Origin of the sequence: Tahibacter amnicola (genome assembly GCF_025398735.1) — a bacterium.
Taxonomy (GTDB): Bacteria; Pseudomonadota; Gammaproteobacteria; order Xanthomonadales; family Rhodanobacteraceae; genus Tahibacter; species Tahibacter amnicola.
In genome coordinates this window covers 5,820,846-5,843,593 of record NZ_CP104694.1, presented here as the reverse complement: position 1 = coordinate 5,843,593, position 22,748 = coordinate 5,820,846, and the positions used below count along the sequence as shown (strand labels likewise).

The 22,748-nt window shown below is 65.3% G+C and carries 20 protein-coding genes; 10 read left to right on the top strand and 10 right to left on the bottom strand.

Annotated elements, in window-relative coordinates; translation table 11 throughout:
* Nucleotides 1–42 precede the first annotated feature (42 nt).
* Genes N4264_RS23060 through N4264_RS23050 form a run of 3 tightly spaced genes read left to right on the top strand, consistent with a single transcriptional unit; the run spans nucleotide 43 to nucleotide 5,751 of the window.
* Entirely contained in the window at nucleotides 43–4,563 is a 4,521-nt protein-coding gene (locus N4264_RS23060; protein WP_261694559.1) for an MG2 domain-containing protein, read from the top strand.
* Nucleotides 4,560–4,937: a DUF2300 domain-containing protein gene (locus tag N4264_RS23055; protein ID WP_261694558.1), complete on the top strand. Its 378-nt coding sequence runs from the start codon at nucleotides 4,560–4,562 to the stop codon at nucleotides 4,935–4,937. The genes N4264_RS23060 and N4264_RS23055 overlap by 4 nt, the downstream gene beginning before the upstream one ends.
* Nucleotides 4,924–5,751 carry a YfaP family protein gene (locus N4264_RS23050; RefSeq protein ID WP_261694557.1) on the top strand — a complete coding sequence of 276 codons (828 nt, stop codon included), beginning with the start codon at nucleotides 4,924–4,926 and terminating at the stop codon, nucleotides 5,749–5,751. Before N4264_RS23055 ends, N4264_RS23050 begins: the two co-directional genes overlap by 14 nt.
* A 50-nt stretch (nucleotides 5,752–5,801) precedes the next feature.
* On the opposite strand, the gene N4264_RS23045 is transcribed toward N4264_RS23050, so the two are convergent.
* The 3 genes from N4264_RS23045 to N4264_RS23035 all read right to left on the bottom strand — a co-directional run bounded on the left by N4264_RS23045 (nucleotide 5,802) and on the right by N4264_RS23035 (nucleotide 7,879).
* Complete coding sequence (locus N4264_RS23045; protein ID WP_261694556.1) at nucleotides 5,802–6,158, bottom strand: EF-hand domain-containing protein; 357 nt, start codon at nucleotides 6,156–6,158, stop codon at nucleotides 5,802–5,804.
* Between the two features lie 81 nt (nucleotides 6,159–6,239).
* On the bottom strand, nucleotides 6,240–6,788 hold the full coding sequence (locus N4264_RS23040; protein ID WP_261694555.1) for a DUF4142 domain-containing protein: 549 nt from the start codon (nucleotides 6,786–6,788) through the stop codon (nucleotides 6,240–6,242).
* A gap of 206 nt (nucleotides 6,789–6,994) precedes the next feature.
* Complete coding sequence (locus tag N4264_RS23035) at nucleotides 6,995–7,879, bottom strand: alpha/beta hydrolase (RefSeq protein WP_261694554.1); 885 nt, start codon at nucleotides 7,877–7,879, stop codon at nucleotides 6,995–6,997.
* A 291-nt stretch (nucleotides 7,880–8,170) separates the two neighbouring features.
* On the opposite strand from N4264_RS23035, the gene hemP reads away from it, so the two are divergent.
* Nucleotides 8,171–8,368: a hemin uptake protein HemP gene (gene hemP, locus N4264_RS23030; RefSeq protein ID WP_261694553.1), complete on the top strand. Its 198-nt coding sequence runs from the start codon at nucleotides 8,171–8,173 to the stop codon at nucleotides 8,366–8,368.
* A 119-nt stretch (nucleotides 8,369–8,487) separates the two neighbouring features.
* Nucleotides 8,488–9,090: a hypothetical protein gene (locus N4264_RS23025; protein WP_261694552.1), complete on the top strand. Its 603-nt coding sequence runs from the start codon at nucleotides 8,488–8,490 to the stop codon at nucleotides 9,088–9,090.
* Between the two features lie 40 nt (nucleotides 9,091–9,130).
* Here the strand turns inward: N4264_RS23025 and N4264_RS23020 are convergent, their stop codons facing one another.
* Genes N4264_RS23020 through N4264_RS23010 form a run of 3 tightly spaced genes read right to left on the bottom strand, consistent with a single transcriptional unit; the run spans nucleotide 9,131 to nucleotide 11,582 of the window.
* Nucleotides 9,131–10,435 carry a PDZ domain-containing protein gene (locus N4264_RS23020; RefSeq protein ID WP_261694551.1) on the bottom strand — a complete coding sequence of 435 codons (1,305 nt, stop codon included), beginning with the start codon at nucleotides 10,433–10,435 and terminating at the stop codon, nucleotides 9,131–9,133.
* Complete coding sequence (locus tag N4264_RS23015; protein ID WP_261694550.1) at nucleotides 10,432–11,031, bottom strand: hypothetical protein; 600 nt, start codon at nucleotides 11,029–11,031, stop codon at nucleotides 10,432–10,434. Before N4264_RS23015 ends, N4264_RS23020 begins: the two co-directional genes overlap by 4 nt.
* The gene (locus N4264_RS23010; RefSeq protein ID WP_261694549.1) at nucleotides 11,001–11,582 is read right to left on the bottom strand and encodes an RNA polymerase sigma factor; all 582 of its coding nucleotides are present in this window, start codon (nucleotides 11,580–11,582) and stop codon (nucleotides 11,001–11,003) included. The genes N4264_RS23015 and N4264_RS23010 overlap by 31 nt, the downstream gene beginning before the upstream one ends.
* Before the next feature lie 250 nt (nucleotides 11,583–11,832).
* Between N4264_RS23010 and N4264_RS23005 the strand changes: the two genes are divergently transcribed.
* From N4264_RS23005 to N4264_RS22985, 5 genes are all read left to right on the top strand, one after another.
* Nucleotides 11,833–13,110, top strand: a complete 1,278-nt coding sequence (locus N4264_RS23005; protein WP_261694548.1) for an efflux RND transporter periplasmic adaptor subunit — start codon at nucleotides 11,833–11,835, stop codon at nucleotides 13,108–13,110.
* Nucleotides 13,111–13,176: 66 nt separating this feature from the next.
* Nucleotides 13,177–13,896, top strand: a complete 720-nt coding sequence (locus N4264_RS23000) for an ABC transporter ATP-binding protein (RefSeq protein ID WP_261694547.1) — start codon at nucleotides 13,177–13,179, stop codon at nucleotides 13,894–13,896.
* Nucleotides 13,897–13,905: 9 nt separating this feature from the next.
* Nucleotides 13,906–15,216, top strand: coding sequence for an ABC transporter permease (locus N4264_RS22995; protein ID WP_261694546.1), 1,311 nt, complete (start codon nucleotides 13,906–13,908; stop codon nucleotides 15,214–15,216).
* Between the two features lie 8 nt (nucleotides 15,217–15,224).
* Nucleotides 15,225–16,460, top strand: a complete 1,236-nt coding sequence (locus N4264_RS22990) for an ABC transporter permease (protein ID WP_261694545.1) — start codon at nucleotides 15,225–15,227, stop codon at nucleotides 16,458–16,460.
* A 193-nt stretch (nucleotides 16,461–16,653) separates the two neighbouring features.
* Nucleotides 16,654–17,991: a sigma-54-dependent transcriptional regulator gene (locus tag N4264_RS22985; protein WP_261694544.1), complete on the top strand. Its 1,338-nt coding sequence runs from the start codon at nucleotides 16,654–16,656 to the stop codon at nucleotides 17,989–17,991.
* Nucleotides 17,992–18,027: 36 nt separating this feature from the next.
* Here the strand turns inward: N4264_RS22985 and N4264_RS22980 are convergent, their stop codons facing one another.
* From N4264_RS22980 to N4264_RS22965, 4 genes are all read right to left on the bottom strand, one after another.
* Nucleotides 18,028–19,092, bottom strand: coding sequence for a DUF6607 family protein (locus N4264_RS22980; protein ID WP_261694543.1), 1,065 nt, complete (start codon nucleotides 19,090–19,092; stop codon nucleotides 18,028–18,030).
* Nucleotides 19,093–19,116: 24 nt separating this feature from the next.
* Nucleotides 19,117–21,360 carry a TonB-dependent hemoglobin/transferrin/lactoferrin family receptor gene (locus tag N4264_RS22975; RefSeq protein ID WP_261694542.1) on the bottom strand — a complete coding sequence of 748 codons (2,244 nt, stop codon included), beginning with the start codon at nucleotides 21,358–21,360 and terminating at the stop codon, nucleotides 19,117–19,119.
* Nucleotides 21,361–21,520: 160 nt separating this feature from the next.
* Nucleotides 21,521–21,931 carry a hypothetical protein gene (locus N4264_RS22970; RefSeq protein ID WP_261694541.1) on the bottom strand — a complete coding sequence of 137 codons (411 nt, stop codon included), beginning with the start codon at nucleotides 21,929–21,931 and terminating at the stop codon, nucleotides 21,521–21,523.
* A complete protein-coding gene (locus N4264_RS22965) occupies nucleotides 21,928–22,680 on the bottom strand; it encodes a hypothetical protein (RefSeq protein ID WP_261694540.1) in 753 nt (250 codons plus the stop codon). The genes N4264_RS22970 and N4264_RS22965 overlap by 4 nt, the downstream gene beginning before the upstream one ends.
* Between the last annotated feature and the right edge of the window lie 68 nt (nucleotides 22,681–22,748).

The following is a 22,748-nucleotide window of genomic DNA, read 5'->3' as shown; positions in this document are numbered from 1 at the left end:
GTCCTTGGCGCGCCCTCGCGAGCCGCGGAGGCCGTCGCGCACGTGCCGGCCAACCTGTCGAGCGGCTACCGGTCCGTGGCCGGCGCGCCGTTCTTCGTGCTCGCCGACAGTGGGTTCACGACCCGGGACGAGGCGCGCGTCCGCCTGGAAGGCGACCCGTGGTCGATGGAAGACTACGCCGGCATCGACATCGTCCTCTACCGCGTGCCCAATCCGATGACCTTCCTCAAGGCGCAGAAAGACCTGCACCGGGTCAGCGTCGCCGGGGAGTACACCGGGGAGGGCCTTGCCAATGTGCTGGCCTATCTGTGGGACCGCTGGTTCAAGCAGTCGCGGATGAGCTGGCAGCAGCTGTTCACCGTGCAGTCGCGGCGGGCGGTGGTGGAGACAGTGCCCACGCTCAAGCAGGATGACTACCGCACCTTCGGGCCGCAGTACCAGTCCTTGCCGCGCTATCGCCCGCTCAAGCAGTTCGAGTTTGTCTCGCGCTTCCGCTATCCGGTACAGCAGGCCCGTCCGATCAAGCCGCCCGACGACACAAAGCTGGAAGGCAGCAGCTCGAACTTCGTCGAAGCCAGCGCCGGCAATGTGTACGTGCCGCTGGGCAAGCTCACGCCGGGCCTGTATTTCGTCGAGGCCTATCTGGCAGATCACCGGGCCACGACGCTGGTGTTCGTTTCCGACACCATTGCGGTGACCAAGACTGCCAGCCGTTCGCTCCTGGTATGGACGGCCGACAAGACCTCCGGCGAAGCCGTCGGTAATGCGGATGTCGTCTGGACTGACGGCAGCGGTGTGCTCAAGAGCGGTGTCACGGATCGCCGGGGACTGCTGCACTTGGAGCACGATGCCCCCCAGAAGAGTTATGTCATCGGGCGTGACCGTGCCGGCGGCGTCTTCGTGTCGGAGAATTTCTACTACGACAGCGAAATATACGATACGAAAGTGTATCTTTTTACCGATCGTCCACTGTACAAGCCGGGCGATACGGTGCGCATCAAGGCGTATGCGCGGCATTTCACGGGCGCGCGCGAGTCACGGCCGATCGAACCCATCGACGGGCAGCTGGAGATGGTCGATGCGATGGGCCAGGTGGTGATGAGCCGGCCACTGCGGGTCGCGCCCGGTGATGGTGGCGACCTCGCCATGCCTTTGCCGGACAATGCCGTGCTCGGCGGATACGAATTGCGCCTGCGCCACGGGCGTTCCGTGTACGGCGGCGCGTTCCGTGTTGCCAACTACGCCAGGCCGCATTTCCAGGCAGATATTTTGTTCGATCGCCCGGATTTCCGTCCGGGTGAAGCGGTCACCGGTCGCGTCGCGCTGCGCTATGCCGACGGCACACCCGTGCGCGAGGCCACCGTGACCCTCGGCCTGAAGTCCCAGGCGCTGTCGATGGTGGCCGGCGAGGCGGCAGGTTCCGGGCGTTTCCCGATCAAGCTGGACGACCAGGAAATCAGTGTCGGCAAGGACGGCACTGCCACGTTCAGCCTGCCGGCGGCCAGCGTGCCAAGCCGCTACGTGCTGCAGGCACATGCGGCGGAGCGCGGTACTTTTCCCGTCGTGGCCGAGGCGGAGATCGTGTTGCAGGCGGGTGCCGCCAGCCACACCATCACGCCATCAGCGTCTGCAGATCCGGACGCCCCGGTGACGTTCCGGATCTCGGATGGCAAAGGTGCCGGCGCGGCGAAGACCTGGGAGGCGATCCGCCTGGAGGACCGCAGCACGCTGAGCGGCAAGGTGGACGCTGTGAAGGGCGAGTTCACCGTCGCCTTCGACAAACCCGGCGGCTACAGCGTGTTCGTCCGCGACAACGACGGAAAAGTCATCGCGCAGACGGCTTACACGCGTACGGGAGCGGCAGCGGCAACCCTCCAGGGTATCCGCCTGCGCAGCGACAAGGCCCGCTACCAGATCGGTGACACGGCGCAGATCGAGATCACATTCCCGCAGGATGTCAAAGACGCCCTGCTGACCCTCGAGCGCGACCAGATCGATCTGTTCGCACTGGGGACGGCGGCCGAGGGCTGGCTGTCAGTAAAGCGCGACAGTGCACGCCAGTGGAAGGTCAGCGTACCGGTGAAGTCAGACTACAGCCCGAACATGAGTTTCTCGGTGCTGGCCGTTGGTGCGGGAACCTACGAATTCCAGAACCTGGGCCTGCTCGTCGCGCAGCCGTCCATTGACCTGGCGATTACATCGGACAAACCGGTCTACCGTCCCGGCGAAACGGTCGAAGTAACCATCGCCGCGAGCGTTTCTGGCAAGCCGGTGTCAACGGTGCTGACCGCTTCCGTGGTGGACGAGATGGTGTACGTCCTGCAGCCGGAAGTGGCGCCGGGCATCTTCGACTTCTTCTATCACCCGCGTCGCAACAGCGTGCGCACCACCTCCAGCCTCAATTTCTATGGCTACGATCTGGCCTGGACGCCGGAAGGCAGCCAGCTCGGTGGATTTGCCTATCGCCAGCGCGACACCAAGATGCCGCTGCGCTCGCGCCGCGAAAACATCGACACGGCCGCCTGGGAGCCGACGCTGCGCACGAACGACCAGGGCAAGGTGAGCTTCCGCTTCGTGATGCCCGATTCCCTGTCGCGCTGGCGCATCACGGCGCGGGCGCTCAGCAGCGATGCCGTCGCCGGGCAGGGAACGGCGCACCTGCGCTCCAGCAAGCCCGTCTCGCTACGCTGGACCGGTCCGACGCGCTTCCGCGGCGGCGACAAACCCGTGGTTGGCGTCGCGGTGTTCAATGAAACCGCAGAACCGGTGACGGCGCAGCTCGCCGTCGACGGAATCGACTCGGTTGATCCCCTGCGAACGATCACGCTGGCGCCAGGCGCGAATGTCCAGACGCTGTCGCTGTCGCCGGCGCAATCGACGACCGCCACATTGACCCTGAAACAGGGGGATGCGGTAGCCGACCGGCTGGAAGTGCCGATCCGCGTCGACACGGCAACCTGGTCGTCAACGCAGGCACTGGTGGTGAAGTCAGACGAAGCACTTTCGCTGCCCGCCGACGCACGGCAGATACAGATACGAAGTGCGTCCACCGTGCAGGACGTATTCGGCGCGGTCGCCGACGAACTGGTCAGCTACCCCTACGGCTGTGTGGAACAGACCGCCAGCCGGTTGATTCCACTGGCGATGAGCCTTCAGATGGTACCCCGGGAAGCGGCCGGCAGCGCCATGGCGCTACGTCTTGCGCAGCGAATCCAGACCTCGCGCGGTCGCCTGGCGGCGATGGCGGGTCCCGACGCGCGATTTACCTGGTGGGGCGACCAGACCGCCGGGCCGGACGGCAAGCCGGATCTGCTGCTCAACAGCTACGCCTACTTTGCCGACTGGCACGCCAGCCGCAGCTTGTCGCTGGCACTGCCGGACGCGCATTGGAAACGCCTGGTTGAGGTCTACCAGGCATCGGCGGCGGATGCGCCGGTTCTGCATCGCGCACTGGCGATCTGGATGATGCGCGAGATGGGCCTGCCGACGGCCACACTGCTGGAAGGCCTTGAATCCGCGCTACGCAAGAACACCGAGCTGCCGGCCTGGAGTGCCGCCGCCGGCGCGCCGGAGCGGTTCATGCTGGTCGATCCTGCCGCGGACCGCCAGCCATGGTCTGCACGCGTGGCTGTGTTGCTCTGGCGTGCCGTTGCCGCGAACTCGGTCGATGCGGTGCTGATTGCGCAGGCAAAGCAGGCCGAGGCGGATCTCTCCGGCGGCAGCGCCCTGTCGCAGGCCATCGCGGGGGCATTGGCGGCGACGCCCAGCGTCGAGCGCGTGCGCGATACCCTGCAGCAGCTCGGCCCCGATGCGCCGACCATGGAGCGCGCGCTGGTCTTGGCGTGGTTGCACCGGGCGGTGCAGCGCGCCGCCTCCAGCGAGCAGCCCACCTGGACACTCGGCGAGAACTGGCAACGGGAAGACAGCGCGACCGGGCCAGTGTGGATTTACCGTGGACCGGATGTGCCTCAGGCGCTGCAATTCACCCAGGCGCCGGCACAGTCGGTATCGCTGCGGGTGAGCTACGACGCCGCGGAGCCCGCCGGAATGCCGCTGTCGGTGAGCATCGAGCGTCACCTTTACAAGGTGGGCGGAACCGGCACGTCCGGTGAATTCGAGATTGAACCGGTCATGGGCGAGCTCGAGGCCAACGCCCTGTACGTGGATGAAATCGTGCTCAAACGCGACGGTGCCGCAGTGCCCTATGGTCTGATCGAAGTGCCTATCCCGCCGGGTACGCAGCTGGAGCCCCAGCGGTTCGGCTTTGCGATTGGTGGTTTGAGCGACCTGGTCGAGCCGGGCGAGGGCGAGGAACCACTGGATGTGAACGGCGAACCGGTGCTCAACGCCGCGGCAGTGCTCAGCCCGAACCGCGCTCAGGTGTTCGACACCTACTACGCGGTGCCGGTCGAGCAGCTGTCCGGCAAGCACGTCGTACGGCATCTTCTGCGCCTGGGCGGGAAAGGGCAGTACGCAGTGCCAAAGGTCAGGTTTGTGCCGATGTACACGCCGGCCACCCGCGCCGTCGAGTCGGAAAGTCCTGGCCCGTGGGTGATCCGATGAGCGCATGGCTGTCAGCCTGGGTGGCGTTCCTGGGAATGGCCGGCGGCCACGGTGTGCCGGCCGATGCGCCGTGTGTTCGCGAGCCTCAGCTGGAGCAGTGGCTGGCGCACCAGCAATCGCGCTGGGTGTCGCGGCTCGCGCGCGAACCGGGCTATGCACACCCCGCACAGGTCAGCGTATGCCGGCTGCGGGCCCGCCGTCCCTATACCGATATCGCGCGTGGCCGGATCTTTGCCAATGCGCTGCGCACCGAGAATGACGAGGTGGCTTTCATCCATGAATACCTGCATCTGGCGCTGCGCGATCATCCGCGCAGCGGCGACGAAAACTACATTGAAACGCTGGCGCGGGAGTTGGCCCATGGGGCGCAGTAGAGGCGTGCTGATCGGCCTGGCGGGCGTCCTGGCGTCGTCCGCCGCGGGCGCAGCGGACGACGCGTCGATTCGCTTCGACGCGCCACAGGCCGGCTGGCGCAATTCCACGCTGGATAACGCCACGCAAACCTTCCAGCAATCGGTGCACTACCCGGCTTCCGATGTGAACACACCGGAAGGGCAGAGCCGCTTCGCTCTGATCGCAGGCTCCGTAAAGGCGAACGCGAAGGATGCCGGGGGCGGACCTGCTTCCGGCCCGTACACCCTGGTGGTCAATGGCGTGCCGATGCCGATCCGGATCGACGACGCGGGCAATTTCTCGCGGCCGTATTCGTTCGGTCCCGGCTCCAACAATGTGGAAATAGCCAGTCCCGACGGCGCTGAACGTAGCCGCGTGCAGTTCTACGAGGCGCAGGACAACAAGATTCCCGCCAAAGTGCGCGTTGTTCTGTCCTGGGATAGCGACAACAGTGACCTGGACCTGCACGTCCTCACCCCGGACGGACAGCACTGCTGGTACGGCGAGCGCGTGATTCCCAACGGCGGTGCGCTGGATGTGGATGTCACCGACGGCTATGGCCCGGAAATCTTCGCCACGCCCGCCATCACACCGGGCATGTACTACGTTTACGTCAACTACTACGGTGGCTCCGGGACGGATTCACCCGGTTCGCCGGCGACCATCACGGTGGCCACGGTGACCATGATCACCGACGAGAACACGATTCACGAGAAGCGCCAGTCGTTTGTCGTGCCGATGCGGCGCGAAGGCGAAATCACGCTGGTCGGCAGCTTTGTCTACGCCGCGCGCTAGCTAGCGCCCGGCGTCGAGATCGACGCCGGGCGTGGCTCGCCTGGGCAGGATCAGAAATCCTTGGCGCGATCTTCGTCGTGCCGTTGCTCGATCGGTGCTTTCGGAAATTCGTCACGGGTGATCTTGCCGTTGCGGTCGCGGTCGAGGCTGGCGAACTGGCGCGCGCGCAGCGAATCGCGATTGAGTTCGTCGCGGGTGATGAATCCGTCGTTGTTCTGGTCCAGCACGCTGAATTCCGCGCCGACATTACTACCGACGGGGTTCTGGTCGGAGCCGCGCGGCCGGTTGGGACGCTGTTCGGACGGATCGGTCTGATTGAGCTGTTCGGGTGGCGAGGTCTGCGCGGACAGCGTGCTGGCGCCGGCAATGCACAGGCCAGCCATGATGAGAGCGATGGACTTGCGCATGAGGGTGCTCCTTGCAATGAAATAGCGGGGACGCGATGGGTCCGGGAAGACGGGGCAGCAGCTTGAAACGGGCGATGGCGGTCAGCGCTTCTTGGCGTCGAGATTCTTGGCCATCTGGAGGTGATGCTCGATCTTCGGCAAGGTTTCCTTGGCGAAGTTGCGCAGCTCGGGCGCATCGGCCTTTTCGGAGGCCGCGCGGAACAATGCGACGGACTTTTCGTGGCTGTGCACCAGGTCTTTGGCGTAGGCCGCGTCAAAGTCGGCGCCCTTCTTCTGATCCAGTTCCTGTTTCACCTTCTCCGCGTCGTCGGACATCTTCTCGGGCACCTGCAGTCCCTTGGCCGAGGCGATGGACTTGAGCTTCTCGTTCACGGCTGTGTGATCCGTCACCATGGTCTTGGCAATGTCGCGAACGTCGCCGGCTTCGGTCTTCTGTTCTGCCATTGTGGAAATACGTACTTCTTTCAGGCCGCTCTTGGCTGCCTTGTCCACGAATGCCTGGTCACCGGGATAGCTCATTTCCTTGCCGGCCTTTTCGTCCGTGTTGCCGGCAGCGCTGAGGTATCCGGACGTGCCTGCCAGGGCGAGGACACCGGCGATCACAGCGGCGAGTTTGTGGATGTGTGCCATTGTCGAACTCCTTGCGAGTCAGAGGATGGCGGATTGACCGCCAGCCTGTGTGACGCAAGGGAAGGGCCAGCCCGCACAGACACACGCCGGCGGCAATCCGCCGGGAAGGATCTTGCATTTCACGCGGGAACACCGGCCGTGTCCGTCACGATGCACGGCCGGGGCATGCGACAGTGATCCGGGGGTGGCCGGACACGATGTCCTGATCAGGGCGCGTGCATGGGCCGCGCCAGTTCGGGTGCCTGGGTTGGCGCCGGCGTGCTCATGGGCGGAAACACGGCGCGCAGGATGACCGGGGCCATGGTGCGATAGATGTTGTCATGGCGCAGATCGGTTCGCGGCCGGTAGGTGCTGCGCAATCCCGCGGTGTCCAGGTGCCCCAGTACCTCTGCCAGCATCGCTGTTCCCTCGACGATACCCGGCTCCTGCGACGTGGTGAGATAGACCGTCCGGCCGGTGAGTGCATGCCGGGCCAGCGCCTCCTTGGCTTGCAGCGGCAAGGCTTTGGCATTCCACCAGAGGCTGGGGTCGAGCGCGATGTAGGTGTCGAACAGGCGGGGTTCGTGCAGCAGAGTCTCGACGATGAAAAGGCCCGCGAGCGATTCACCGATGATGGCGGTTTCCGGCGTCGTCCGGTATCGGGTGGATACCTGGGGCATCAGCTCGTCACGGATGAACTGGCGGAAGGCCGCGGATCCTCCGACCTGCGGGGCGATCTTCCGGTCGGCTTCGACCTGCGTCGGCGGTGTCAGGTCGCGGCGGCGCTGGGTGTTTTCGATACCCACCAGAAGGAACGGACGCATCGCGCCGGAACCGATCGCCGTGTGAAGTGTGCTGGCGACGTGCGGGAAATCCTCCTGCAAACCGCCGTCCGGCATGTAGAGCACCGGCAGGCGCAGCGTGGTGTCGGCGGCATAGGTGTCGGGAATGTATACATTGATGCGGCGCGTCTCTGCCACCGCCCTGGATTCGACGGTGAACTGCTGCAGCTGCGTTGCCGGCGGGAGCGCTTCCCCGGCAATGCCCGCGGTGCTGAGGGTCAGGGCGAGTCCTGCGAAAAGCAGGCGCGCGGCGCGCTGGAACAACGACATCGGAGTTCTCCCGGAAGAAGGACGACGGGGCGCCTCGCGCTGGACGGATCTGCTAGCAATGCTGGCGCCCGTCCTGCAGCAAAGCAGCGCAGTCTACACAAGCGGCGCGGTCGGACTGCGCGGTCGCGTTCAACGTGCGAGAGCGGACGGATGACATGCGGAACCAAGGCGGAGCGCGCCAGCCGCGCGCGTGGTCCGTATGTGGTCCGCGCTAACGAATAGCCGTCCGAGCATTGACTCTCGGATGAGAATGGTTATCATTCACATTCAATCTGGGATCGGGAGTAGACCATGCCGGCGACCACGTCCACCCTTGCGCTTCACACCGCCCCTGTCAGCGCGGCTGCCCGTGCTCCGGCACCGCCGGCGCAGCGCCGGATCGACAGCCGGCTGCTGCTGCGCGAATCCAAAGAGCTGGTCATCGAACACATGGGCCAGGAATACCGCCTGCGCCGCACGCGCAATGATAAGTTGATTCTTACAAAATAGTACATCTGGCGGCGATCACTCCCGGGTGACGGCGGCCGCCACAGCGCGCAAGCCAGCCTGGAACCGACTGCCATCCCGGTTCCTAAGCCAGCCACTTCCTGTGCCCGACGGAGGTGACCATGCCTGCTCCTCTCTTTCTGCGACGCCGTGTCGAACGTTTCATACCCCGGTCGGGCAAGGGCGTGTCCGCAACACCTGTTTCGCAGGCGGTGCCCCTTCTGGCGGGTTCGCGCCTGGCTGAATTTCTGCGTCGCCTGCCAGCGTTGGGACCGGTGCTGTGGCTATGGCGCGGCGGCGACGCCAAGGCGTTCGACTTCGCAAAGGTCCATGCCTGGCACGCCTTGCATCACGTCGGTCCGGACGGTGTCCACGAGGGCGTGAGCCTCGTCGCGCACGACGGGCGCGAGGTCGCCCGTCTCTGCCTGCTTCCCGACAGCGACTATCTCGGCTGGGAGCGGCTGCTCGAATCGGCGTCCGCGCCGGATTCGACCCGTGCGGCGGATATCCACCGCTGCCTGCGCGAACTGGCCTGGATTCGCAGCGGCCGCCGCTGGCAGGCAGCGCCGGTACGATTCCAGCCGTTGGCGATGGACGAACAGGACGATTACCTGCTGGTCGCGCCGGTCAAAACCCTTTCCGAATCCGGCTGGCGCCGCGTTGTCGCGATTTGCCGCACGCTGGACGCGGCGGCGCCCGTCGTACGGTCGCATTGCCTGAGCTGACCGACGCGGCCGGACGTGTCCTGCCGCGTCGCGGAACCCGTCAAACCTCGACGCCATCCGCGCGTGGCGGTGTCGGCGGTGTGGGTACCGACGGTGGTGCGGGCGGCGTTGCCGGCCTGGCCATGCGCCCGATCTCCGGCGGTTCCGGTGGCTCGGGCGCCTCCGGAGGTTCCGGTGCTTCAGGCGGCTCGGGCGCCTCCGGCGGTGGCGGCGGCAGGGCGGGGAAGAGATTCTTGAACGTCGGTGCCTTCATCGCCAGGTCCAGGCTCTTGCGCTGACGCAGTACCTTCAGTCTGAGCTCGCTGCCCGAGGGCGCATCGCGCAGCTGCCGCATGGCGTCCTCGGGGGACGACACGGACTTGCCGTCGATAGCCTGCACGATGTCGCCACTCTTGAGCGTCGGCGCCGTTTCCGGATCGACTGCCAGTACCAGCACGCCGTCATCCGTGCCGAAATACGGCGACAGATCCTTGTTCAGCGATACCAGGTGCATACCCCACCAGGGCATGCGCATCTGCACCGAGCGCAGGGCGTGGCCGGCGATGCGCCGCGTCGTCTCGCGATCGACCACGACTTCCGGGCTGCGATGCTTCACCATCTCGTGGATACGTTGAATGTCCGGGTGGTGGACGATCTTGATCGTGTCGTCCTCGGACAGCATGTGGTCGTGCGCGATCATGCGCGGCCAGCTCCAGGCTTCCCGGCGAGCGGCCTTGACCGTGACAGTGGAGTTCTTGCCATCGCGCAGCAGACCCAGCTTTAGCTCCTGATCGATCTTCAGGTCCGACAGTGCCTTGCTGGCTGCACTGACGGATGCATCGCCGCCGTCCAGGTTCTTTCCGTCGACGGACACCAGTACATCGCCATTCTTGATGCCAGCCTTGTCGGCGGGGCCGCCCGGAGTGACCGCGGCGATCGCCACGCCCTTCTTGTGTTCGCGCAAGACGATGCCGAGGATGGCGCGTTCGCTATCACCGAGGTAGCGCAGGGCGTAGCCGCGCGGTCCGGCGTCGCCCAGTTGCCCCGACAGATCGGCCATCTTGCGGCTGATCTGGCGCATTTGCGCGCGCAGTTCGGCCAGTTCGGCACGCGCGTCGGCCTGGGCCTGGGCGGCTGCGTCCGCGGCGACCTGCGCCGACGCACGTGCTTCGGTTGCGCCGGCGCGGGCGGCGGCCACCGCCGCCGGTGTTGCGGAGGAAGAAACAGCTGCCTTATCCGTCGTCGCCACCGGCGCCGAGGGCGCAGGGGACGCAGTGGCTTTCGGAGCGGTCGAAGGTTCAGCGGCGCCGGCGGCGACGCTGGCGATGGCCAGCGTGATACCGGCCCACAGTCGCGTGAGTTTCATTGCAGACCTCTTTCGGTATTCCAGGAGGAGGGCGTTGCAGCAGCTCCGTTCGCGGCAACGCGGTTGTCAGCCAGGCTGTAGGACGTACGCACGACGGCCAGATCCCGCAGCAGTTCCACCCGCTGGCGCCACAGCGCCGCGGTCTCCGTGCTGCTTTCATTGCCGCCGGCCAGTTGCAGGTCGACCAGTGCGATCAGGTCTTCAATCTCGGTGGCGGCCATCAGGTCGGCGCCGTCGAGCGGCGCGCCCTGGCTGGCCACATCACGCAGCCACGTTTCCAGACGCTGCGAGTCACGCCGCAACTGGTCGATTTCGGTAGCCCCGGCAACCGGTGCGGCGGTGGCGACGACGGGCGTCGCCGGCGGGGTAGGGCGCAGGACGAGGAATGTCACCGCGACGGCCGCAAGCCCCGCGGCAATGGCGGCAATGCGCCAGTCCCGGCGACGCGGCTGCGCCTCGCGGACCAGGCCCTGTGCGCGCAGGGATTGCTCCAGTTGGGTCCAGACAGGGGAGGCAGGGGCGACCAGCGGCAGCTCGCGCAGCGCCGCGCCGACGGCCTCGTCGGTCAACCCGGTTGTGTCGCTGCGATCAGACATGGTGCGGACTCCGTTACGTCGGCAAGCAGCGTGCGCAGACGGGCAGTGCCGCGCGCTACTTGCGACTTTGAAAAACTGGTGGTCTTGCTGAGGGCTTCGGCGATCTCCGGATGGGAGTAACCCTCGACATGGAACAGCCACAACACACTGCGTGTGACTGCCGGCAGCTTCGCCATCGCCTGTTCGAGCACGATCGCATCGGCATGCACCCAGGGCGCGGCGGTTTCCGATTCGACCTCGTCATAGACCGCGTCGAATTCCAGCCGCTTGTCCTTGCGCAGCCGCATCAGTGCCTCGTTGAGCGCGATCTGCCGCAACCAGCCCCAGAAGGGCGCGTCGCCGCGGAACTGGCTCAGGCGCTGGAACAGCTTGAGCATGGCATCGTGAAGGATCTCCCTGGCCACGTCCGCGTCGTTGAGCAGGCGAAAGGCCATCGAATAGACCGGCCGCTCGAACAGCCGGTAGATCTGCTCGAAGGCCCGCAACTCGCCACGCTGCGCGCGTTCGAGCAGGGATTGGGGGACATCAATGGCGAAGGATGATCGTTCCACGGCGACATAGATGCGCCGGATACCGGATCGGTCGCAAGGGGGCGCGCAAGGACGTCGCGGCGGAGCGTCCGGACACCGGACAGCAGTCGCGGTCGCCTGTCCGCACCCGTGTCCGCGGACGGGCATACGGGCGAGAGATTCCAGTAAATTTCTTTACAATCATGGCTTTATTGATTGGCACGCCGATTGCTAAATACCGTCCGAACCCGCCCCGACTGGTTGGAGGCGGACACCCGAACGGAGCTCGACCATGATCCGCGATACCTCGGCCCAGGACAGACCGATGACCCAGCCGGCCACCGCGCCGGCGCGCCGCCACTGGAAGTTCATCGCCATTGCGGCAGGCGTGCTGCTGCTGGGCGGCTGGGTGGCACCAGGCATGCTGCGGACCCTGGGTTCGGGTGCCTCCTTCAGCCTGGAGCGTCTGCGCGTGGCCGAGGTCAAGCGCGGCAACCTGGTGCGCGATATCTCGGCGCAGGGGCGCGTGGTCGCGGCGGTCAGCCCGACGCTGTACGCCCAGGCGGCAGGCACGGTGACCCTGGCAGTCCAGGCTGGCGACAAAGTGGAAAAAGGGCAAATCATCGCCGAGGTCGTGAGCCCCGAACTGACCAACCGCCTGGCGCAGGAACAGGCGTCGCTGCAGAGCCTCGAACTGGAAACCGAGCGCGCCAGCATCACCAATCGCAAGCAGCAGCTGGCGACCCAGAAGGCGGTCGACCAGGCCCAGATCGACCGGCAGACCGCGGCACGTGAAGTCGAGCGCACGGAGAAGGCCTTCACGCTGGGTGCGCTTCCCAAGCTGGACGTCATGCGCGCCACCGATGCCCTGCAGAAGGCCGAAGTCACGCTGGCACACGCCAACAAGGACGCGCAGCTGGAACGCGAAAGCCTGGATTTCGAACTCAAGAGCAAGCGCCTGACACGCGATCGCCAGCGCCTGCTGGTGGCCGACCTGCAGCGCCAGGTCGACGAGCTGAAGCTGCGCGCGCCAGTGTCCGGCCAGATTGGTCAACTGCTGGTGCAGCAGAAGGCCAACGTCGCGGCGAACGCCCCGCTGATGACCGTGATCGACCTGACGGCGCTGGAAGTGGAAGTGCCGGTGTCCGAGACCTTTGCACGCGACCTGGCCATCGGCATGCCGGCCGAGATCGTCAATGGCGCCGACCGCTACGTGGGCGAGCTCTCTGCGGTGAGCCCGGAAGTGGTGAACGGCCAGGTGAATGCCCGCGTGCGTTTCACCGACAAGAAGCCGGACGGCCTGCGCCAGAACCAGCGCCTGTCCACCCGCATCCTGATCGACGAACACCCGAACGTGCTGATGGTGGAGCGCGGGCCCTTCGTCGATTCGGGCGCCGGCCGCGTGGCCTACGTGGTGCGCGACGGCATGGCCGAGCGCCTGGCGATCGAGGTGGGCGCCACCAGCCTCAACGCCGTCGAACTGGTGTCCGGCGTGAAGGAAGGCGATCGCCTGATCATCTCCGGCACTGACGATTTCAAGGGCGCCGAACGCGTCGCCCTGTCCCGCTGATTCTTCATCCGCGCGATCCCGACGATCGCAGCACCTCTTTGACGTGGTCCCGAACTGGAGTACGACATGCTGAAAATGAACCATCTTTCGAAGGTGTACCGCACCCACCTGATCGAAACTCACGCCCTGCGCGACTTCTCCATCCATGTGCGCGAAGGCGAGTTCGTGGCGGTGACCGGTCCGTCTGGTTCGGGCAAGACGACCTTCCTCAACATCGCCGGCCTGCTCGAAGAATTCAGCGGCGGCGAGTTCTGGATCGACGGTGTCGACGTGCGCGGCATGAACGACGACCAGCGCTCGCGCCTGCGCAATGAAAAGATCGGCTTCATTTTCCAGGGTTTCAATCTGATTCCGGACCTGAACCTGTACGACAACGTCGATGTGCCGCTGCGCTACCGCGGCTACAACGCTGCCGAGCGCAAGCGCCGCATCGAGGAAAACCTGGGTCGCGTCGGCCTCGCTTCGCGCATGAAGCACTATCCGGCGGAACTGTCGGGCGGCCAGCAGCAACGCGTTGCGATCGCCCGCGCGCTTGCCGGCTCGCCGCGCCTGCTGCTCGCCGATGAACCGACCGGCAACCTCGATTCGCTGATGGCGCGGGGCGTGATGGAGCTGCTGGAAGACATCAACCGGCAGGGCACGACCATCATCATGGTCACCCACGATCCGGAACTGGCCGCCCGCGCGCAGCGCAACGTCCATGTGATCGACGGCCAGGTGACGGATTTCGACGACGAGCCGCGCCTGCGCGTGCCGTCTGCTTCCGGCTCCCCGGTGGCGGCGTAAGGAGCGACCATGTTTGCCTACTACCTGCAACTGGGACTGCGCAGCTTGAAGCGCAATCCGATTCTCACGCTGCTGATGGTGTTCGGCATCGCGCTGGGTATCGGCACCAGCATGACCAGCCTCACCGTGTTCTACCTCATGGGCAGCGATCCGATTCCCTGGAAGAGTGACAAGCTGTTCATCGCCCAGGTCGACAGTTGGGATCCGCTCCAGGCGTTTGACGAACCCAATCTGCCGCCCGACCAGATGACATACCGCGATGCATCCACCCTGGTGGAAGACGGCAAGGCCGATCGCCAGACCGCGATGTACAAGATCGCCTGGCCGGTGCAGCCGGAAAATCCCGAGATCAAGCCGTTCATGGGGTTGGGCCGCGCGACCTATGGCGACTTCTTCCCGATGTTCGATACGCCTTTCCTCTACGGCAACGGCTGGGATCGGGGCGGTGACAAGGAGCATGCGCGCGTCGTGGTGCTCAGCCGTGAAACCAACGAGAAGTTGTTCGGCGGCCAGAACAGCGTCGGCAAGCGCGTCAAGCTCAACGATGTCGAGTTCACCGTCGCCGGCGTGCTCGATACCTGGGAGCCGCGCGTCAAGTACTACGACCTCACCAATGGCACGCTCAACGATTCCGAAGACTTCTACGTGCCGTTCACCACCTCGATCGAGCTGAAGACGAATTCGGCCGGCAACAACAATTGCTGGAACAACAATACGGCGGAAGGCTGGGAAGGTTACCTGCAGTCCGAGTGCATCTGGATCCAGTATTGGGTCGAATTGTCCAGCGCATCGCGCGTGGCCGAGTACAGGAGCTATCTCGACAACTACGTCAACGAGCAGAAGAAGCTGGGCCGGTTCCCGCGTCCGCTCAACAATCGCCTGCACAACGTGACGGAGTGGATGGAAGTACAGAAAGTGGTGCCGCAGGACGTGCGTATCCAGGTCGGCCTGTCCTTCGCCTTCCTCGCGGTGTGCCTGGTGAACACCATTGGCCTGCTGCTGGCGAAGTTCCTGCGCAAGTCCGGCGAGATCGGGCTGCGGCGTGCGCTGGGTGCGAAGAAGTCGCAACTGTTTACCCAGTACATCGTGGAGTCGGGTGTGATTGGCGTCAGCGGCGGGTTGCTCGGCCTGTTGCTGACCTTCCTGGGTCTGACCGCCGTGCGCGCGCTCAACGAAGGTTTCGAGCAGGTTGCGCGGCTGGACTGGGTCATGGTGATCACCACGATCCTCCTGTCCGTTGCCGCGGCAATTGTCGCCGGACTGTATCCGACATGGCGGGCGTGCCAGATAGCGCCGGCCGCCCAGCTGAAAACGCAGTGAGGAACGTCATGGAAATCCGTCCGATTCTTTCCGCCCTGATGCGCAGCAAGGTCGCTTTGATCCTGATCGGCGTGCAGATCGCGCTGACCCTGGCGATCGTCTGCAACTCGCTGTTCATCATCAACCAGCGCCTGGAGAAGATGGGCCGTCCCTCCGGCATGAACGAAACCGACACGTTCATGATCACCAGCATGGGCTTCGGCACAGCCTACAATGTGGAAACTGCCATCAAGGACGACGTGGCCATGCTTCGCAACCTGCCGGGCGTCGCCGCCGCGGCGCCGACGAATACCGCACCGTTGTCCAACAGTGGCTGGTCCGAGGGCGTGCGCACGTCGCCGGAGCAGAAGCAGTCCGTGGGTTTCACCGCGATCTACTTCGGTGACGAGCACGCAGTATCCGCGTTTGGTACGAAACTGGTCGCCGGCCGTAACTTCCGCCCGGAGGAAATCACCTTCCGCGGCGAGCGTTCAGTGACCTGGCCGTCCAGTGTTCTCATGACCAAGGCGCAGGCCGAGAAGCTGTGGCCGGGGCAGGACCCGGTCGGCAAGCAGTTGTGGCTGGATGAAAACCAGCCGCCGATGACGGTGATCGGCATCGTCGAACGGCTGCAGGTGCCGTGGCCGAACATCGGCCCGGGACGCCTGAACGATTCCAATCGCGTGGAGTACTCGCTGATCGTTCCGCAGCTGGCGCCCTTCGGCAACATGTCGCGCTACATGATCCGCGCCGAGCCGGGCCGCCGCAACGAAGTGCTGAAGCTGGTCGAGGCCAAGATGATCGAGAGCAACAAGAGCCGTATCGTGCGCGATGCCAAGACAATGGAAGAGATCCGCGGTGACGGCTACCGGGAAGATCGCTCCATGACCATCATCCTGCTGGGCGTCATCACCTCGCTGCTGACCATCACCGCGCTGGGCATCGTCGGCATGGCGAGCTTCTGGGTCACGCAGCGCACCAAGCAGATCGGCACGCGCCGCGCCCTGGGCGCAACCCGCGGCGCCATCCTGCGCTACTTCCTGACCGAGAACTTCATCATCACCACCCTGGGCCTGATCCTGGGATCCCTGCTGACCTACGGCTTCAACTACTGGTTGATGACCACCAACGAAGGCCAGGTGCTGCCGATGGCGTATTTGCTGGTCGGCGTGTTGTCGATGTGGGTGCTGGGGCAGCTGGCCGTGCTCGGTCCGGCCACGCGCGCGTCCCGCGTGCCGCCGGCGGTAGCTACCCGCAGCGTGTGATTGACCGCGCTCCGGCATCCGCCGGAGCGCCACTTCCGCGGCCCGGACCCTGCGCGTGTCCGGGCTGCAACGGTTGCCGGCACAGGTTTCCGTCATCGGCAATAACCGCTACTCTCCCGCGCAACCAAACTGCGCATCGCTGCATCCAATGCAGCCTATGCGCCAGCCACCTCCTCTGACCGATCGCGAGTCCATGCGCACCGTCCTGGTGATTGACGACAATCCGTCCGTGGCTACGGCCCTGGAAATCCTGCTGTCCTTGAACGAAATCCGGACCGTTTCGGCCGTGTCACCCGACGAAGGCCTGGCACTGCTTGAGCACGAAAGCGTGGATCTGGTCATCGCCGACATGAACTTCCACCAGGACACCACCTCCGGCGAGGAGGGCGTGGTGCTGTTCCGTGCGATACGCGCCCGTTTCCCGGATCTGCCTGTCATCCTGCTCACCGCGTGGACGCGGCTGGAAACCGCCGTCGAGCTGGTCAAGGCGGGCGCGGCTGACTACCTCGCCAAACCCTGGGATGACCAGAAGCTCGTCGCCACGGTGGAAAACCTTCTGGAGCTGGCCGAATCCACGCGTGAAGTGACGCGGTTGAAGCGGGCCCGGAGCAAGAGCCAGGAGGCGCTGCGCCAGCGTTTCGATCTGCGTCATCTGGTTTTCGCCGACAGCGCCACCGAGCGTGTCGTCGAGCTCGCCTGCCAGGTGGCCCGCGCCGATCTTCCCGTACTCATCACCGGCCCCAACGGCGCCGGCAAGGAACGCATCGCGGAAATCGTGCACGCCAATTCCAGCGTCAAGGGTGGGCCTTTCGTGGCGGTGAACTGCGGCGCGCTGCCCAACGAGCTGATCGAAGCCGAGCTCTTCGGCGCCGACGCGGGCGCCTACACCGGTGCTACCAAGGCGCGCGAAGGACGGTTCGAGATGGCCGACGGTGGCACGCTGTTCCTGGACGAGATCGGCAATCTGCCGTTGTCGGGCCAGATCAAGTTGCTGCGCGTACTGGAAACAGGCCAGTTCGAGCGACTGGGCTCCGGGCGCACGCGCACCGTGAAGGTGCGTGTGCTCAGTGCAACAAATGCAGATCTGTCCACAATGATCCGCGAAGGGCGATTCCGGGAAGACCTCTACTATCGCCTCAATGTCATCGAGCTGTCCTTGCCGCCGCTCAAGGAACGACCGGACGACATCGTCCCGCTGGCCCTGCATTTCCTGGAAGGGCAGGCGCGGCTGTCGGAGGAGTCCCGTCATGCGCTGATGGCGCACAGCTGGCCCGGCAACGTCCGCGAGTTGAAGAATGCGATCCAGCGCGCCCGCATTCTGTGCCGCGAGGGGATTGTACAACCGGCTGACCTGGGTATCGGTCCGGCGCGCCCTGTGCAGCGCACGGTCGATGAACCGGATCGCGCCGCCATCGAGGCGGCGCTTGGACGCGCGCGCGGCGTGATCAGCCAGGCAGCAGCGGAGCTGGGGTTGTCACGACAGGCGCTGTACCGGCGTCTGGAGAAGCTGGGAATTTCGGCGGCGTCGTAGTCGCGACGCCGCATCGGCCTGTGCAAGGCGCAGCGGCTAGTTCCCGCCGGACGTACCGCTTGCTGCACCAGAGGTAGCGGCAGTCAAGGGACGAATGGCGCGTGCGAGGATCTGTTCCACGTCGCCCTGGGATACCGCCGTGCCTGGACCAACCTTTTCCGCAAGCGCGAACAGTGCTTCGAATCGTGGCTTGCCGTCCAGTGAGGTGACGATGTCGCTGGCCGGTGCCGCCAGAGCGCGCTGCCAGGAGTGGCGCACGGTGCGCCAGAATTCACCCGTGCGTTCCCAGTAGGCTTTGCCGGCACTGAAATCGACGTCGTCCACCCGCGAATAGGTGTTCACGCCCACCTCGCGCACCAGTGCGTGCGTGCTGCCATCGTCCGCCAGCACCAGTTTGAGGTTGTCCTGCTCGTGCATCCAGCCCTGTGGCGTCAGCGTGTGGCGGTTGATGGCGCCCAGCACGTGATAGTCCGAGCGCTTGGTGTACTCGCGACGCGGCAGCGGACGCCAGGTGAAATCGGACGTCCAGGCGTCCACGCCGTTTGCGTGGCTCCAGCGGCCGATGCCAGCGTAGCGCGGCGCGTCGTCGACTTCGAACACCGTCTGGGACCAGGCGCCGTTGGCGCGATCCGGATCGACCGCTACGCGCTCGAAACGATCATGCCCGCGGAACAGCAGGATATCCGCCGGCTGGTAACGCCAGTCCTGCCGCCAATGCTTCACGACGGTGTGTTCCGGACCGACCACGAGAATGTGCTGCAGCGCGATCGACGTGCCCTGGTCTTCGACGACAAACACCCACTCGGTGCCGCCTGAGCGTTGCGCGGCGTGCGGGACGTAGCCCGGTGCCAGGGCCTGTGATTCATCGAAGGCGAAGGTGACGCGAAACTCGCCGGCCATGGCAAGGATGCTGCGCCGATCGCATTCGAAGGCCGATGTGGCATCGACTGGCGGAACGGGGCAGGGGCGGACGTAGTCCGTCGGCGCCGCGGCAGCGACATTCTGCTTTGCGGCGCCGGTGGAGCGGTGGCCCGTCGTGGCACAGCCGACGGCGAGCATCGGCGCGGCAAGGAGGGTCAGGAGGCGGACAGTCGGCAGCATGGGCGGTTTCCGGAGTTGTCGTGATCAATCCAGCGTGAGCATCGCGCCCACGGCGAAGGCGCGGCCGGGCGCACTCAGGCGGTCGATCGTGGCGTGTGCGGGCAGGCCGCGAACGTCGTTCCACGACCAGTAGCGCCGGTCGGCCAGATTCGTGATACCCGCGTGCAGGCTCAGACGCTCAACCGGTGTGTATCGGACGTAACTGTCGATGGTCGACCATCCCGGTGTACGGAACGGCGTCGGCGACGCGGCGGTGGGAGCGACACGCCGCTTGGCGGCGGCGAGGGTCGCACTGGTTTCCCATTCCCAGCGATCGCCGCCGTAGACCAGTCCGATCACGGCCTTGGCGGGTTCGATGCTGAGGAGTGGTTCGCGCGTCAGGCGATCCTTGCCGCGCGACCAGGCCAGCGCGCTGCGCAGCTCCCAGTTTCGTAGCGCCGGGGTGAACGCGTCGAGTGAAAGACCGGCGCGCAGTTCGGTGCCGTGGATGTCGACGCGGCCACGGTTCTGCGACTGGAACTGCATCAGGCCGGTGGCCGGGTCGTTTCCGACATAGCGCAACGATTCGATGAAGTCGCGGTAACGATTGCGATAGGTGGCCAGGTCCGCGTAGCCGTAGGTGAAATCACCGCGGATACCCACTTCCATGCCGCGGCTGGACTCGGGCTTGAGTGCGCGGTTGGGCAGGGCGATGTAGCCCATCGCCAGGTTGGTGAACCCGATATTGATGTCGTTGTAGGGCGGTGCGCGGAAGCCTTCCGCATACTGGCCGAAGATCTTCCAGGCCGGCGACAGTGACACCAGCGCGCCCAGTTTCGGCGAGGCGCGGCCGGCGTCGAGGCCGACCGGCGTGATGCCCGGGTTGTCCTGGGCGAAAACCGCATCGGCCCGCGGCGAGATCGCGTAGTGGTCATAGCGCAGCGCCGGCGTCAGGTGGACGCGGCCATCGCCGAAGGCGATGTCATCCTGCACGAATGCCGCACGCCGTCGCACATCACTCAGCGGGAAATCGCGTACCGGAAAAATGTCGGGCATCACGACGGGACTGACCACGCCGCTGGTGCGGTCCAGCTGGAACCCGTCGCGCTGCTCGCGAATGCGCTCCTGGCCCAGGTCCACGCCCCAGGCCAGAGCGTGCGTCACGGACGCTGACTGAATCTGCGTGAACGCCGTGAGGGTGAGTCCCAGCTCGCGCTGCTCGAAATCAAAGCGGCGAAAACGGTGCACCGGACGCACGCGGTCCTGCCCTGCCACGGTGGTGCGATCTTCAAAGGTGTCCTGGCGCGTGCGACTGATCTGCGAATACACCTGGGCGTCGAGGCGGTCGATCCAGGTGGCGTCCCAGTGCCACTCCTGCTGCCAGGAAAGGCGTGCGCGCTGCTTCCGGTCGTCGCCATCCAGGCGGGTAATGTCGACACGCGAGGGGCCGACGCTACGTTCGCCGAGCTGGTTGAGCAGCGCGGTGCGCGCGGTGTGCTGCACGCCTTCGAACGTGATGCGATCGCGATGCCGGTTGCCTTCGTATACGTACTTGCCCAGAACGCTGGCGCCGTCGGTGTCCTGCGGATTGGCCCGCGTTCGCGAGGTACCTGCCGTGTCGGTCTCGCCGCGATTGTCCAGTTCATGGCCCTGCCGATGACTGACTGTCGCAAGCCATCCGTGACGGCCGCTGCGGTGTGCCACGGTCGCGCTTTCGACGGTTTGCCGGTCGGCGCTGTCGTAGCTGGCCTTGACGTGAGAATGAGTGCCGTCCGTGGCACCGGCGACATAGTCACCGGGATCCTTTGTCACAAAACTGACGATGCCGCCAAGGGCATCGGATCCGTGCAGTGCCGAGGCGCTGCCACGTACAACCTCGATACGCTTGAGCGTATCGGGGTCGACAAAATCCTTTCCGGCACTGGAAAAGCTGCCAATGGCGAACGCATCCGGCAGGCGCACGCCGTCAATTTCCAGGCGGACGCGGTTGCCGTCCAGTCCGCGCACGGCAACGCTACCGATCCCGAAGCGACCGCCGCCGATGACCGAAACGCCGGCTTCGTAGCGCAGCGCATCACGCAGATCCTGCACCAGGCGCCGGTCCATCTCCTCGCGCAACACCGCACTGGTGGTCGTCGCGATATCGCGCACGGCCTGGCCGTACAGCGTGGCGGAAACGACGATCCGCTCCAGTTCCGTCACGGCCGCGGTGGGCGCATCCGTAACCGCAACGACAAGGGGTGAGGGCAAGGCCGTGGCAACGGCGACAGCGAGACGGCGAAAGTGCATGGAATCCTGGCAGCGGGACGTAGTGGACGACGTTCGCTGGCGCAGGACCGCAGGCGGTACCGGCTGGCTGGAAGCGGGCGCCGGGCGCCCGTCTTCACGAAGTGGTAATGATAATCGTTCTTATTGGTGAGTCAAGCGGATGCGCCCGATGCGTGCGGGCTCACTGCCGGTCGATCGTCAGCTGGAAAGGGCCGCAAAAGCCGCTTTCTGCAATAATAAAATAATGGCCGTTGCCAGCGAGATTGGTGATGGTTTCCGCTCCCGTGTCATGGACGGCGTCCTGGATGGCGATGCACCCCACCGCGGGCGATGTCGTCGGGCAGACCGCAAGAATGGGGTCGGGCCCCGTGGGGGCGGAGAACGTGATGGACACCGGTTCGCCCGGGACGAGGTCGATGGCCACGACGACGTCTTTGCCCGGCAGCGGAATGGCGCCCCCCTCCAGATGGTGGACAGAGTCGGCGTTCACGCACAGGTCGCCGGAGATTGTTTCCGCGTTGGCCGCGGTGGTGGCGGTCATAGACGCTGCCAGCAGTGCGATGGCTGCCGCGAACGTTGCGTAGGTGCTCATTCGAAGCCGTCTCCAAACAGGTGCTCGCTGAAGTCGATGTTGCGCATGACGATCGGCTGTCCCGCGTGGGACGGCAGGAAACCCGTTCCCGGCGCCATGTTGCCGATCGCATAGCCGGCAATGCCCTCATATGCGCTCAGGTCGACAAAGCCCTGCTCGGGCAGCCGGGCGGTCGGTGGATCCGAATAGGTGCCATTTACCCAGAACTTCAGATAGCCCGATTCAATGGCCGCGACTTCGACGGCGAGATCGAAAGGCCCGCTGACAGGCACCTGTTTCGCCAAACCGCTGGAATCACCGAGGAACACGGTGAGGTCAGTCGCCGAGAAACGACCCACCAGTCCGATCCAGGCCAGGTGCCTGGAGCGCGCATTCCACTCGGCCGGCTGGTTTTCCGCGCCGACCAGGGTGAACAGTGCAGTGGAGTCGGTCACCTGGGTCAGCTGGGTCAAGCCACTGGTGTCCACGCGGAATCGCGCCCGGAAATGCGATTGCGCCGACGGGAGTTGGCCAGCCGCAAACCCGCCCATGCGATAGTTGTAGGCGCCATCGAGCACGGCGCTGAGGTCGCAGGGTGATCCGGCCGGCCCGATCCAGGCGGCGGACCCACCGCCGAATGACACGGCGGGACCCAATCCTTCGGGTCGGGTGCAGTCCTGTGCCAGGGCGACACCGGCCAGCAGCTGGGATGCGGCGAAGGCTGTGCCCAGCGCGCGTCGCTGCAGGGGGTGCTGTAACGTTCGTTTCATGGTGATTCGTCGTGGGAGTCTACGGGCCGACAGAGGCCATCTATTCCTATCGGATAGACGCAGCGAAC

Coding starts and splice junctions, on each gene's coding strand:
- N4264_RS23055 (WP_261694558.1), top strand. CDS start 4,560: ATGAGCGCATGGCTGTCAGCCTGGGTGGCGTTCCTGGGAATGGCCGGC.
- N4264_RS23050 (WP_261694557.1), top strand. CDS start 4,924: ATGGGGCGCAGTAGAGGCGTGCTGATCGGCCTGGCGGGCGTCCTGGCG.
- N4264_RS23045 (WP_261694556.1), bottom strand. CDS start 6,158: ATGCGCAAGTCCATCGCTCTCATCATGGCTGGCCTGTGCATTGCCGGC.
- N4264_RS23040 (WP_261694555.1), bottom strand. CDS start 6,788: ATGGCACACATCCACAAACTCGCCGCTGTGATCGCCGGTGTCCTCGCC.
- N4264_RS23035 (WP_261694554.1), bottom strand. CDS start 7,879: ATGTCGTTGTTCCAGCGCGCCGCGCGCCTGCTTTTCGCAGGACTCGCC.
- hemP (WP_261694553.1), top strand. CDS start 8,171: ATGCCGGCGACCACGTCCACCCTTGCGCTTCACACCGCCCCTGTCAGC.
- N4264_RS23025 (WP_261694552.1), top strand. CDS start 8,488: ATGCCTGCTCCTCTCTTTCTGCGACGCCGTGTCGAACGTTTCATACCC.
- N4264_RS23020 (WP_261694551.1), bottom strand. CDS start 10,435: ATGAAACTCACGCGACTGTGGGCCGGTATCACGCTGGCCATCGCCAGC.
- N4264_RS23015 (WP_261694550.1), bottom strand. CDS start 11,031: ATGTCTGATCGCAGCGACACAACCGGGTTGACCGACGAGGCCGTCGGC.
- N4264_RS23005 (WP_261694548.1), top strand. CDS start 11,833: ATGATCCGCGATACCTCGGCCCAGGACAGACCGATGACCCAGCCGGCC.
- N4264_RS23000 (WP_261694547.1), top strand. CDS start 13,177: ATGCTGAAAATGAACCATCTTTCGAAGGTGTACCGCACCCACCTGATC.
- N4264_RS22995 (WP_261694546.1), top strand. CDS start 13,906: ATGTTTGCCTACTACCTGCAACTGGGACTGCGCAGCTTGAAGCGCAAT.
- N4264_RS22990 (WP_261694545.1), top strand. CDS start 15,225: ATGGAAATCCGTCCGATTCTTTCCGCCCTGATGCGCAGCAAGGTCGCT.
- N4264_RS22985 (WP_261694544.1), top strand. CDS start 16,654: ATGCGCACCGTCCTGGTGATTGACGACAATCCGTCCGTGGCTACGGCC.
- N4264_RS22980 (WP_261694543.1), bottom strand. CDS start 19,092: ATGCTGCCGACTGTCCGCCTCCTGACCCTCCTTGCCGCGCCGATGCTC.
- N4264_RS22975 (WP_261694542.1), bottom strand. CDS start 21,360: ATGCACTTTCGCCGTCTCGCTGTCGCCGTTGCCACGGCCTTGCCCTCA.
- N4264_RS22970 (WP_261694541.1), bottom strand. CDS start 21,931: ATGAGCACCTACGCAACGTTCGCGGCAGCCATCGCACTGCTGGCAGCG.
- N4264_RS22965 (WP_261694540.1), bottom strand. CDS start 22,680: ATGAAACGAACGTTACAGCACCCCCTGCAGCGACGCGCGCTGGGCACA.